We start from the raw sequence: 11,852 nt of genomic DNA, 5'->3' as shown, positions 1-11,852 counted from the left end.
ACTTCTCAAGCATGTTTTGTATATGATAATAAAAAGATTATCTCTTAGCGCGTGCAGCACTTACAGTTAAACTCTTTCTGCCTTTAGCTCTTCTCGCAGCCAAAACTCTTCTTCCATTTGGCGTAGACATTCTTTCTCTGAAACCGTGTTTGTTTCTTCTTTTTCTTTCTGATGGCTGGAATGTTCTTTTACTCATTACTATATGTTTAAATCGTAATTAATCTATTAATTTTCAGGTTGCAAAGATATATAAATTTTTATAAGTTACAAACTTTAATTATTTTTTTTTGAAATTAAATGCAATGTTTTTTTATCGGACAATGGCAAACCCCCGATAAGAATACCATTTCTCTGTGCAAAAATAATATTTAAATGATTTATATAAAAGCTCTATCTTTGAAAACTTTAATTTTAACGAAAATAAACACCAGATGTTTACACCAGCAGAACTTTTAGATATCAATACATTACTTACTCAAGAAAGCAAAATAGTTATTCTTACCCACTACAATCCGGATGGAGATGCTATTGGTTCAAGTCTGGGATTGAAACATTATCTGAAAGCAAAAGGAATTCATGCAGAAGTTATCGTGCCTAATGATTTTCCTAAATTTCTGAAATGGATGCCGGAGTCTAAGAAAGTGATCATTGCAGAATATAAAAGAAAGCTGGCATCTGATATGATTGCAGGAGCAGATGTTATTTTCTGCCTGGATTTTAATTCTCCGTCACGAATTGGATTATTAGGAGATTGGCTGGTGAAAGCTCAGGGGAAGAAAATTCTTATTGACCACCACCAGCAGCCGGAAAAATTTGATTTTGTTTATTCCGATACCGTAATTCCGGCAACTTCACAGATGATCTATCATTTCATTGAAGCAATGGATGATGAAAAACTGGTGAATCAGGATATGGCAGAATGTCTTTATACCGGAATTATGACTGATACAGGAGGTTTCCGTTTTCGTTCTACCAGTGCCACTACCCACAGAATTATTGCTAATCTGATCGAAAATGGTGCAGATCCGGCAATGATCACATCCAATACCTGGGATACCAATACGGTTTCCCGTCTGCATTTACTTGCTTTGGTTCTTGGAAGAATAGAAGTAGTGAATGACGGAACGGTAGCAATCTTAAGCCTTACAAGAAACGAATTGAAAGAATTTGGGTTCCAGAAAGGGGATACAGAAGGTTTTGTAAACTATGGTTTAAGTATCGGAGGCGTAAAAATGTCTGCCTTCTTCATGGAAGATTTGTATGAGGATTTTGTTAAAATTTCGTTCAGAAGTAAAGATGATGTTGATGTAAACCAATTCTCAAGAAAGTACTTTAACGGTGGGGGACATATCAATGCAGCCGGAGGAAAATCTTTAGACTCTTTATCAGGAACTATAGCCAACTTTAAAGATAAAGTAAAAGAGGAAGGCTTGTAGGAGAGGGGAGATCTGTAAACTCTCTATATCTCAAATTCTAAACACTTTTACGAAATCCTTTTTCTTCAAGTTCCTGACAGGTATATTCATACACCTGCTGAAACATTTCATCCATATATCGTTTGTTGAAAAGGCTGTATTTCGTCATCTTAGGCGGATCTAAAAAAATATTACAGTATTTGGCTTTTGAATACACGGATTTTGCAATGGCTAAGTGAAGAATTCTGTCAAATTCTTTCATCAGGCTCATTTTGTTTAATTGATCGTAGCTGATGGAGTTCACATGGGAGGCAATAAGAAAATTGCATTTATCCATGATAGGTTCAATGGGAAGATTATCCAGGACACCGCCGTCTACATAAATTTTCTCACCCATCCTTACTGGTGGAAGAATAAAAGGAACACTGGAAGAGGCCAGCAATGGTCCGAAAAGTTCTCCTTCAGAAAAGAAGTCCACAATACCATGAGTCATCTCTGTTGCAGCAACATATACAGGGATTTCCAAAATATTGAAATTGTCTTCCGGTAAATAGTCTTTAAGCAGTTTTAAAATGAAATTGGAGCTGAAAATTCCGTTTTTTGATAATTTTAAAGCGGATCGGGAAAAAAAAGAAGTCTGTCTTACAATTTCCATCATTTCATCCGGCGTTTTTCCAAAAGAATAAAAAGCACCAATGATAGAACCAGCACTGGTCCCGGAGATAATGTGCGGTTTCAGATTATATTCTTCCAGCGCTTTCAATACAGCAATATGCGCAATTCCACGCATTCCTCCGCCTGAAAGTGTAAGCCCGATAACCGGTGGTGCCGGTGGTTTCTTTTTTTTGAATGAAAATAAAGCCATTACCAAAATTATCCTCTACTAATATACAGGATTTTTCATTAAGGGCGGTTTTAATTTGTGAGGTAATCTATTTTATAAAACCAGTTTTTTAGGAAGGTTGTGAAGAAGTTCCGTATTGATGATTTCGGCACAGATACCGGGTTTTTCCCAGTGACCGTTATGTCCGCAGTCCAGAATATAAGATTTGATATTGGTTCTGTCCGGAAGATGTTTGATCATCACATCGGTTTTTACAGCGTTATCATGTTTTCCTGCCAATACTAATATTTTAGCTTCCAGAGTGTCGATAACGTGTTTTTTGTCTGTTCTTTCTACCATACCTTTCACACAGGCAAGTGCTCCCAGATTGTTGGTAGATAATGCGGTTTCAAGAGCAGTTTCTATTTTTCCTTCCAGGATATCTCTTTCATTCGGATTGAATAAATTAGGAACTCCGGCTCTTGCATAATGGGCGAATGCATCTTTTATAATTCTATAGCTTTTGATGCGCTGCTGTTTTTTCTCTTCATCGTCAGGAAAATAAGTAGAGAAAAATAAGGTGAGACTTTTTAATGAATTGGGATACTTTTCGGCAAAGGCAAGTGCAGTATATCCTCCCATGGAATGTCCCAGAAGATGTACTTTTTCTAAATTTTGCTGATCTAAAACTTTTTTTACTTCCTCAGCCATCAGTTCCATGGTGTGAACTTCTGCTAAAATTTCTGACTGTCCATGCCCGGGAAGGTCAATTTTAAGCAATGAAAAATCTTTGGAAAGATGGTGCTCCATATCGCTCCAGATAGATATGTTTTCCATAAATCCGTGAAGAAGTACCAATGTTTCTTTTCCGTTTCCTGTTTTTTCAAAGTTCAGCATAATTCCAAATTATAGAAGGTTAAAAATAATACAGCCGGTTACACACTGCAGATCCATTTCTTCTTTCAAAAGTAAACAAAAAAGAGCATTTTAAAAATGCCCTTTGTGTTTTATTGAGTTAATTCCTTGTAAATCTTTGTTTCCCAGGGCTTGATGTCTGTTACGCCATATCGTTCCTTTTTGGAAATCGCAAGGTTGTCCAGCATGTCCACAAAATTCTTATAATTCGCGTCATCCGTTGGTTTTACAATCACTGTAAATTTGTTAGGTGCCGGAGCGTTTTTATAAGCTTCTGCAATGATTTTTGAAATTTTTATTCCACTGAAATCGGTTTCTTTAAGATTAGCGGAATTCAGATCTTTAGCATTGCTTTGATGATAAAACACGCGGTTGTCCTTTCCGAGGATAAATGTAATCTGGTTTTTATCTCCAATCACAGGTGTATCTACTGGATGAGGATTTGGATCTTTTGCGGGTAATCCTAAATCCATTACATTAGGTTTTGTAAAATTGGTGGTGAACATAAAGAAAGTGATCAATAGGAATCCCAGATCTACCATAGGAGTCATATCTACTCTGATCATTTTTTTCTTTTGCTTGCTGCCCTGTTTTTCTTGTGCAATTACTTCTGCCATGATTAAAGTTTTTAAATGTTAAACGGTATTTTTTTTGAAGAATTCATACAAAACACATGCCTTGATTATTAATAACTTTATAAATGAATCTATTGATGGTTTTTAGATGGATTTTAAATATTTCTGTTTCTTTTCATAAGTTTCCTGAAGAAAGGGAATATTTATGATATTTTTGCTTTACTGATTATTAAAATTATCATGATAAATAAAAAACTCACACGGTAAGGTGTGAGTTTTTAAATATTATGTAAATGGTTTATTTACTCTTTTTATAGTAATTAACCCCGCATTCTAAGAATTTCTTGAAATCCTCTTTTGGCATATATCCTGAAACAGGTGTGTTGATTACTTTTCCGTCCGGAGTGATCAAAACATAGTGAGGCTGTGAGTTATTGTTGAAGTTAACCTGCTGGAATAAGCTCCATCTGTCACCGATTGTTTTTACCTTTTTAATTTGTCCTTCACCAAGGTCAATTTTAGTTTTTTGATCCTCTGGAAGCTCTTCTTTGTCATCTACATACAGAGATGCTAATACTACATCATTCTGTAGGATAGGTAAAATGTCCGGTTCGCTCCATACAAACTCTTCCATTTTTCTACAGTTTTCACAACCATATCCTGTGAAGTCAATAAGGATTGGTTTATCTTCTTTTTTGGCAAGCTCTATTGCTTGGAAGAAGTCGTGTTCAGGATGCATTCCTAAAATCCCGTCTTTCTCATCATGGAAGTAGCTTACATTTAATGGAGGTAAAATTCCGCTTAACAGCTGAAGTTTTGGACGGTCAGATGGTATCAATCCCTGGATTAAGTAGATTACAAAACCAATTCCCAATACCCCTAATATCTTTCTTGTAATGGATATTTTAGGTTTTTTATCATCATGCGGGAATCTGATGAATCCTAATAAATATAATGCTAATCCTAATGCAACGATAATCCAGATCGCAATGAAAAGTTCTCTTTTTAAGAAGAATGTCTTAGAAACAAGATCTGCCTTAGATAAGAATTTCAAAGCTAAAGCCAATTCTACGAAACCTAAAACTACTTTTACCGTATTCATCCATCCTCCGGATTTCGGAAGACTTTGTAATGCTTGCGGGAATAAAGCCAATAATCCGAAAACGATTGCCCAAGCAAGACCAAATCCTGCCAATGCAAATGTCAATAACATCGGAACGTTGGTAGAACCGGTTACTGCACTTCCCAGTAAACTTCCTAATATAGGTCCTGTACAGGAGAAAGAAACAATAACCAATGTCAATGCCATGAAGAAAATTCCGATAATGCCTCCAGCTTCTTCCGCTTTAGAAGATTTGTTGGCAATTGAACTTGGTAACGTGATATCATAATACCCGAAGAAACTTCCAGCAAAGAAGATGAATATGATAAAGAATGCGATATTCAGCCATACGCTGGTAGAAATTTCATTGAAGATATTCCCTGCAATTCCGTCAATAATATGGAAAGGAATACTTAATAAAACAAAAATAAGAAGAATGAAAAAACCATAAATAAGAGCATCTCTTTTTCCTTTAGCCTTATTTTTGCTGCCTTTCGTAAAGAATGAAACAGTAAGTGGAATCATCGGGAAAACGCAAGGAGTAAGCAATGCGATTAATCCTCCGATAAATCCTAAGAATAAATAGGTCCAGTAGTTTTCATCCACTTTAGTAGATGCTGTACCACAATCTGTCAATGGTTTTTTGAAATCTATTGTTGCAATTTTCAGCTGCTTAGGATCCAGTTTTGAAGTTTCTGTAACCGTAGCTTCTGTTTTTGCATGGTTTTCGGTAACAGTTTCTGTTATTTTTACTGAATCTTTTACAGGGCCAGCGGTTTCTTCAGTTGCAACCTCTTCCGTCGCCCCTTTTGGAGTAACTTTTTGGTTGAATTCTAATGTATTAGGAGCCAGACAAACTCTGTCATCACAAGTTTGATACGTAATTTCAGAAGTGACATCCGCAGGTTTTGTCGGATCTTTTAATTTAAATTTCTGCTTAAATCCTGCTGAATTGGAGTAAAAAACAATTGTTCCACCAAAAGCTTCAGAAAACTCTTCATGTTTTTTACCTACTTCGGTAAACTTCCCGATCAGCTCAATATTCTTTCCCGTAACCTTATACTCAGTAGGAATTCCGGTATCTTCCGGTAAATCTTTTGAGTAAATGTGCCATCCGCTTTCCATAGTAGCATTCAATACCGCTTCGTACTGATTGTTTCCCAGATCATTGATGGTGAATTTAAACTTTACAGGATTTTTTATCTGTGCATTAATCCCTGTTGCTAAAAATAACAGAATTAATAAAAACCAATTTCTAAATTTCATTGTTCATTTCATTAAATTTTGAGACTCCATTTCGTATTCTCATTCTTTGTGTATCTTCTTTTCTGCCTGAAGAATCATTGCTGTCAGACAGAATCCAGATTTTTGCCTCGCTAAAATAGATAATTTTTCGTCCCTAAAAAACTTAGAAACTTTCTTTTTTCAAGCCTTATATTTAAAATATTCCACTTTTGCCTTCATAGCAACATAAGTGTAAGCTATTCTATCATTAAAAATTATTATTGATTTTGTCAATTTTCGTGACTACAGTCTTAGCGAGACACGAATTTCTCATCCAATCAGTTCAGGGTTTTTATAATATCTTCTACAGATGCTCTCTTTTTATAATCGGTATCAAAATGTCTCCATATAATCTCTTTATCCTCATTAAGGATGAAAGTGGCTGATACAGGGAGCCTTCCCGAATGATCTGACCTGCTGTCTGCGAAATCCTCCTTTAATTTTGAGTTGTAAAAATTAAGAGTTTCACTGTCAGGCGTATAAAGGACATCGAATGCCTCAGCAATTTTATAGCCTTCATCATATAAAACGGTATAATCTGTCTTTGTTTTGCTAATCGTCTTTTCTATAAATTCCGGTTTTTCAGGAGAAATAATAACGAGCTGTGCATTTTTTGATTTCAGTTCAGGTGAAAGATTCTGTAAGGTTTCAATGTATTTGTTACAGTAAGGACACCATTGCCCGCGAATAAAAACTATAACCATCTTTTTATTTTCTTTTGATGAAGAAAATGTGTTGCCCAAGTGATCTTTCGCTGTGAAATTATCAATCTTATCTCCTATCATCCTACCTTTTACCTGATCTAAAGTTTTGCCGGATTGAGGTGCCTTTTTTTTCAGAACAGATGCTCCTACTCCTAAAAACTGTTCAGGATTATAATATCCGAAATCATACTGAACAAGTTTTCCTTTTGGATCCAGGAATAAGAAGGACGGGTAGTTCACCACTTTAAATTCTTTGGTCAGGCTCAGTCCTTCTTTTTCTGCATCAATTGCAATATTCACAAAATTTTTGTTGAACATGTCTCCAATCCCGGGATCGGTAAAAGTATTTTTTGCCATGAGCTTACAAGGTCCGCACCAGGTGGTGTACAGATCAATGAAGATCAGTTTGTTTTCTTTTGCTGCGATTTTTTTCGCGGCTTCCAGATCAATTTTTTGAAAATTGATACCCTTGCTTTGCGCATTCATTGAAATTCCTATTCCTATAAGAAAACTCAATATCATTTTTTTAAACATATATTTCTTTTCTTATAATGTTCCTTTAGTAAGAAAAAAATCACCCATGCTGTTGATTATTTTATGCAGTGTGTTGATTTTCAGGTAGAAAAAATGCTGTTATTTTTAATTTTTTTGATTTGTTCGACACACTTGTACTTTTGGTTCTGTGCATTATGCCTGCTGGAATACTGATATTTATCCTGAATTTCTTCTATACTTTTATTTTCAATAAAAATATCATGGATCAGATTCTGGCAATGTGAAGAAATAGATTTAATATAACCCAGCAGCTTTTCCCAGTAATATCTTTCATTTTCTATGGCAGCAGCTATTTCCTGCTGATGTTCTATGAAATAGTCTTCAGGAGATTCTATATAAAAATGCCTATGCTTTAATTTTTTAAACCACAGGTTTTTAACAATTCCAATAATATAATTTCCGAGACAGGTCTGAACTTTAAATTCATCAGCATTCAGCTTTTGATAAAGAATGAGTAATGCATCCTGAAAAACATCTTCTGCATCTTCCAGATTGCCTTTATTCTTGAGAATGAATTTTTGAGTATAACCGAAATACTGTTGGTATAAAATTCCAAAAGCTATATTGCTGTCTTTCTTAAAATCATCAACAGCTAACGAGTTAGTTGTTTTTCTGTCCACTTTACAGTTATCTTTTTTTGAGTAGTTCTGTCTGCCTGATATCTGCGGTCCTGTCTAAAAGGGATAACCCCTAAAATATGGTTTCTGGAATCACAGAGTAACCAGGTCTTTTCCCTGATCAGAGCAGATAATTTTTCGTCTCTAAAAAACTTAGAAACTTTCTTTTTCCCGGAAAAACCGGTTGGATACAACTCGTCACCCTCTTTTTGTTTTCTTAAACGCAGTGGAAAATGAAGTTTGTCTGCATCAAAATCCCATTCAAACTCTTTATTGATTCCATCAATGCTTTCAATGTAATCTACGAGATTGATGTTGATTTGGTTTTCGGAAAAATCAAAATGATCGATCAGTACAATTTCCTCTCCGGTTTCCTTTTCTTTGCTTTTGTCAATAAAAATCAGCTCATCGCGGTTGACAATCAACTGATATTCCTTTGAAAAAAAAGAACTGTTGTTTTCGGCCGTAAAAATTTTAGGGATTTCTTCCTCCTGGTTGAATCCGTATTTTTTTAAAATTTCAAATTTTACGAAATCACTTTCCTGATCCAGCTTTTCCTTTGATAAGATTTTATAGTCTTGGTTAAATACTGTCAGACGATTTTCTATCTCCTGAATCTGTTTTTGTACAAAATCTTTAGTTTGGTTCAGATACAAAGAACTTTTTCTGAAGTTTTCCAGAAAATGATCGTTGGTGTTCATCAGCGTCGGAACAATCTCATTTCTAATCTTATTCCTTAGATAATCATTTTTTTTATTCGACAGATCCTCCCTGAACTCAATCGTGTTCTCCTTCGCAAACTGATAAATATCTTTTTTTGAAAAATTTAAAAGCGGTCTGAGAATATAATTGTCATTGGATGGAATTCCACTTAGTCCGTTGATGCCGGCAGCCTTGGAAAGATTGATAATAAAAGTTTCCAGCTGGTCATTTAAATGATGAGCGGTAACCAGAAATTCCAGTTTTTCCTTTTCCTGAATTTCTTTAAAAAAAGTATACCGGAGTTCCCTCGCCCAAAGCTGAATAGAATTCTCAGGTTTTTGATCCTTTTCGGAAACTTCATAGAAATGAAATTTTATATGATTTTTCTCACAAAAATCCTGTACCGTTTTCTGATCCAGATCTGAATCCTGACCACGGAGTTTATAATTGATATGGGCAACGTGAAACTGAAATTTTGAATCCTTGATTTCGTGCCCTAAATCCCTGAACAATGAAGCAAGAACCATAGAGTCTGCCCCTCCGCTTACCGCCAGAAGATACGTGTGATTTTCCGGTTCATGAACGAGATTTTTTAATTGGCTGATGAAGCTTGATTTTTCCAACATAGATGTTGAGAATTTCTTTTATGCAAAGATAACCGATATAATTCAATTGAATTTCCCTAACTTTGAGTAGTCTAAAAATGATTATTTATGAAGATTTTAAAAATTGTAGCAGTTTCTGCAATGGTGCTGGGGATGACATCTTGTGTCAGCAAAAAGCAGTATGATGCCTTGAGCACAAACTATAAGCAGTGTATTGAAAATATCGGAGAAAGACAGAGAGAAATTCAGGATTTGAAGTCTCAGAACTCTGCACTGACCGGTGAAAATAACTTGCTGAAAAGCCAGCATGATGCTTTAAAATCATCACTTGATGCATGTCTTTCCAACACTGGGAAAAGCTCTGCTAACATTGATAAACTGGTAGGGGAAATCAATGCTTCTAACTCTTATATCAAGCAATTGATTTCTAATAATGCTAAGAATGACAGCTTGAATCTGGCATTGTCTAACAAGCTGAAAAGATCCTTGGATAATGTATCAGATCAGGATGTACAGGTGAAAGTATTGAAAGGAGTTGTAATGATCTCTCTTTCAGATAATATGTTGTACAAAACAGGAGATTACAACATCTTGCCTGCAGCTCAGGAAGTGTTAGGAAAAGTTGCTAAAGTAATCAATGATTATGATAAATATTCAGTATTGATTGAAGGTAATACGGATAACGCTCCGTTGAACTCTCCAAATCTTCCAAGAGACAACTGGGATCTTTCTGCATTAAGAGGTACTTCTGTAGCTAAAGTTCTTCAGACTCAGTTTGGAGTAGATCCTGCAAGAATTACAGCAGGAGGTCGTTCTGAATACAACCCTAAAGCGACAAACATGAGCGTTTCAGGTAGAAGTGAAAACAGAAGAACGGAAATCATCATTATGCCTAAGCTGGATGAGTTTATGAAACTGATGGATATCGCTCCTAAAAAATAATCACTCAACCATACATAATAATAAATCCCGAAGCAATTCGGGATTTGTTTGTTTATGAGTTAATCTGTTTCGGAATATACTGAGCTGTTAGTTTTTTCTTTGATGAAGGAACTGCTTTTTTAGCGGTTTGCTCAAAATAAAAATTAGTAATGTTCCATACGATCATAATGGCTGAGAAGTAATATAAATTAAGAACGAGTGCAATTCCCAGATGCATAGAAACAGTTAGGAAAAGCCATGTCTTCTGAGTTGGTTTGTACCAGATGAAAAACGGGTAGCACATTTCGATGATAATCGTACTCCATCCTATAAAACTTAAGACATAAGAATGTTCTATAAGCCAGCTGAAATCAAAATTCAGATCTCTGTTGGAATAGGGCAGATGAATGGCTTTCCAGATAGATTCGCCGTTCCACCAGTTGAAACCTAAAGCTTTATCCAGTCCGGAAAAGAAATAAGCAATAGAAATATGAATCTGAAATAACCTTTTGACCGGAGTGATATTTATTTCCCGCTGTTTTCTGTTGAAAATAAAATTTCTGAGTGAAAAATATTGATCAGAAGGGAAAAGGATCAGATAAAATAAAGACATGCTTGTGAAAAAATCTGCACCATATGCAAAGAAAGAACTTCCCTTGAGTAATGCAATCTGCAGTATAAGCAAAAGAAGCGCAGAAATTCTAGAGTAAAATCCGCTAATAATCAAAATACACAACGTAATAAATGATATTTTGGTCATCACAACTGTTGTACTCTCTTCAATACCGAAGCCCTGTAAAAAAGTAACAATTTTTGAGAAAGTAATCAGCCAGTCAGGCGTGAAAACACTCATAATATCTTGTGGAATGATACTGCTGCTTGAAAATAATTTGTCAAAATCCGGTATCACTGCGATAAATTGTAAAAGGATAACACTTCCTATAGCAACACGGAAGAAGCTTAAGAATTCTGTTTGATTATCCTGTTTGAAAAAAAAGTTTTCAATTTTGGTATAAAGTACATTTAGTTTTTTCATCACTTTAATGTTTGAATTCATCAATAAGAATAAGATTTTCATTCGTTCTTCCCTGTTTAAAATCTGCAATAGTAGGGTAGTCGTACAGATAAAGTTTTGTAGTAACACTTGATGCTTTTGGATTTTCTTTCATCACGTGTTCTGCAATCTGTCTGATGATAATGTCCAGGTATTGATAATATTTGCGGTCATAAGTGTTTTTGTCGGAAATTTTATCCAGAAACATATTAAAAACAGTTGTATATCTTACTTTGCTCTCCTTACTTTTGAAATAAGGCATCGTCTTTTGTTCCAGGATATTTCCGTTCTTATCTTTCAGTTCAAAGCTCATCACAAAGTCACTGGCAACATTCGGTGCATAAAAACCATATCCTGTATCAAAACCTGTATAAGAAGTAAGCATATTGATAGGCTTTGATTGGGCAAAATTCTCTGATATCACATACGCCAGAGGCTTATCATAGCTCTTGTTTTCATAATAAAAACCGTAGTAGCCATCAAATGTTCCCTTCATGCCTATGGTGAATACGATCAAAAGAACAATAAAGATTCCTGATAACTGAAGCTTTTTTTTCATGACAAAAGATTTAAAAAAGGC

The 11,852-nt window shown here is 35.2% G+C and carries 12 protein-coding genes and 1 pseudogene; 2 read left to right on the top strand and 11 right to left on the bottom strand.

Annotated features, from left to right (window positions below):
- Positions 1–37: 37 nt before the first annotated feature.
- On the bottom strand, positions 38–196 hold the full coding sequence (rpmH, locus tag DYR29_RS13025; RefSeq protein ID WP_039365072.1) for a 50S ribosomal protein L34: 159 nt from the start codon (positions 194–196) through the stop codon (positions 38–40).
- A gap of 235 nt (positions 197–431) precedes the next feature.
- Between rpmH and DYR29_RS13020 the strand changes: the two genes are divergently transcribed.
- Entirely contained in the window at positions 432–1,436 is a 1,005-nt protein-coding gene (locus DYR29_RS13020) for a DHH family phosphoesterase (RefSeq protein WP_213277216.1), read from the top strand.
- Between the two features lie 37 nt (positions 1,437–1,473).
- Here DYR29_RS13020 and DYR29_RS13015 read toward each other — a convergent pair whose 3' ends face one another.
- From DYR29_RS13015 to tilS, 8 genes and pseudogenes are all read right to left on the bottom strand, one after another.
- The gene (locus DYR29_RS13015) at positions 1,474–2,280 is read right to left on the bottom strand and encodes a patatin-like phospholipase family protein (protein WP_213277215.1); all 807 of its coding nucleotides are present in this window, start codon (positions 2,278–2,280) and stop codon (positions 1,474–1,476) included.
- Positions 2,281–2,352: 72 nt separating this feature from the next.
- Complete coding sequence (locus DYR29_RS13010) at positions 2,353–3,135, bottom strand: alpha/beta fold hydrolase (RefSeq protein ID WP_213277214.1); 783 nt, start codon at positions 3,133–3,135, stop codon at positions 2,353–2,355.
- 110 nt (positions 3,136–3,245) lie between these two features.
- The gene (locus DYR29_RS13005) at positions 3,246–3,770 is read right to left on the bottom strand and encodes a biopolymer transporter ExbD (RefSeq protein WP_213277213.1); all 525 of its coding nucleotides are present in this window, start codon (positions 3,768–3,770) and stop codon (positions 3,246–3,248) included.
- A 256-nt stretch (positions 3,771–4,026) separates the two neighbouring features.
- Positions 4,027–6,096 (bottom strand): protein-disulfide reductase DsbD family protein, encoded by a 2,070-nt coding sequence (locus tag DYR29_RS13000; protein WP_213277212.1) that lies wholly within the window; start codon positions 6,094–6,096, stop codon positions 4,027–4,029.
- Positions 6,086–6,255 (bottom strand): annotated as a pseudogene (locus DYR29_RS23040) (tRNA lysidine(34) synthetase TilS); the annotation flags it as partial. The pseudogene DYR29_RS23040 and the gene DYR29_RS13000, both read right to left, overlap by 11 nt.
- 137 nt (positions 6,256–6,392) lie before the next feature.
- Entirely contained in the window at positions 6,393–7,334 is a 942-nt protein-coding gene (locus DYR29_RS12995) for a redoxin domain-containing protein (RefSeq protein WP_213277211.1), read from the bottom strand.
- Positions 7,335–7,432: 98 nt separating this feature from the next.
- Entirely contained in the window at positions 7,433–7,993 is a 561-nt protein-coding gene (locus DYR29_RS12990) for an RNA polymerase sigma factor (RefSeq protein WP_213277210.1), read from the bottom strand.
- Positions 7,966–9,318, bottom strand: coding sequence for a tRNA lysidine(34) synthetase TilS (tilS, locus tag DYR29_RS12985; RefSeq protein WP_213277209.1), 1,353 nt, complete (start codon positions 9,316–9,318; stop codon positions 7,966–7,968). Before tilS ends, DYR29_RS12990 begins: the two co-directional genes overlap by 28 nt.
- A gap of 87 nt (positions 9,319–9,405) precedes the next feature.
- Here tilS and DYR29_RS12980 point away from each other — a divergent pair, with 87 nt between their 5' ends.
- Positions 9,406–10,239 (top strand): OmpA family protein, encoded by an 834-nt coding sequence (locus DYR29_RS12980; protein ID WP_213277208.1) that lies wholly within the window; start codon positions 9,406–9,408, stop codon positions 10,237–10,239.
- Between the two features lie 52 nt (positions 10,240–10,291).
- On the opposite strand, the gene DYR29_RS12975 is transcribed toward DYR29_RS12980, so the two are convergent.
- Together DYR29_RS12975 and DYR29_RS12970 are read right to left on the bottom strand one after the other, a co-directional pair.
- The gene (locus DYR29_RS12975; RefSeq protein ID WP_213277207.1) at positions 10,292–11,254 is read right to left on the bottom strand and encodes an HTTM domain-containing protein; all 963 of its coding nucleotides are present in this window, start codon (positions 11,252–11,254) and stop codon (positions 10,292–10,294) included.
- Positions 11,255–11,258: 4 nt separating this feature from the next.
- Positions 11,259–11,831: a hypothetical protein gene (locus DYR29_RS12970; protein WP_213277206.1), complete on the bottom strand. Its 573-nt coding sequence runs from the start codon at positions 11,829–11,831 to the stop codon at positions 11,259–11,261.
- Positions 11,832–11,852 lie beyond the last annotated feature (21 nt).

The sequence above is a fragment of the Chryseobacterium indologenes genome, from assembly GCF_018362995.1.
Taxonomy (GTDB): domain Bacteria; phylum Bacteroidota; class Bacteroidia; order Flavobacteriales; family Weeksellaceae; genus Chryseobacterium; species Chryseobacterium indologenes_G.
The sequence above is the reverse complement of the archived record's forward strand: the minus strand, read 5'-3'. Positions and strand labels throughout refer to the sequence as shown.

Bases quoted from the DNA above. Each gene is read 5' to 3' on its own strand.
- DYR29_RS12975 (WP_213277207.1), bottom strand. From the start codon at position 11,254: ATGAAAAAACTAAATGTACTTTATACCAAAATTGAAAACTTTTTTTTC.
- DYR29_RS12970 (WP_213277206.1), bottom strand. From the start codon at position 11,831: ATGAAAAAAAAGCTTCAGTTATCAGGAATCTTTATTGTTCTTTTGATC.
- DYR29_RS13015 (WP_213277215.1), bottom strand. From the start codon at position 2,280: ATGGCTTTATTTTCATTCAAAAAAAAGAAACCACCGGCACCACCGGTT.
- tilS (WP_213277209.1), bottom strand. From the start codon at position 9,318: ATGTTGGAAAAATCAAGCTTCATCAGCCAATTAAAAAATCTCGTTCAT.
- DYR29_RS13020 (WP_213277216.1), top strand. From the start codon at position 432: ATGTTTACACCAGCAGAACTTTTAGATATCAATACATTACTTACTCAA.
- DYR29_RS13010 (WP_213277214.1), bottom strand. From the start codon at position 3,135: ATGCTGAACTTTGAAAAAACAGGAAACGGAAAAGAAACATTGGTACTT.
- rpmH (WP_039365072.1), bottom strand. From the start codon at position 196: ATGAGTAAAAGAACATTCCAGCCATCAGAAAGAAAAAGAAGAAACAAA.
- DYR29_RS12980 (WP_213277208.1), top strand. From the start codon at position 9,406: ATGAAGATTTTAAAAATTGTAGCAGTTTCTGCAATGGTGCTGGGGATG.
- DYR29_RS13005 (WP_213277213.1), bottom strand. From the start codon at position 3,770: ATGGCAGAAGTAATTGCACAAGAAAAACAGGGCAGCAAGCAAAAGAAA.
- DYR29_RS13000 (WP_213277212.1), bottom strand. From the start codon at position 6,096: ATGAAATTTAGAAATTGGTTTTTATTAATTCTGTTATTTTTAGCAACA.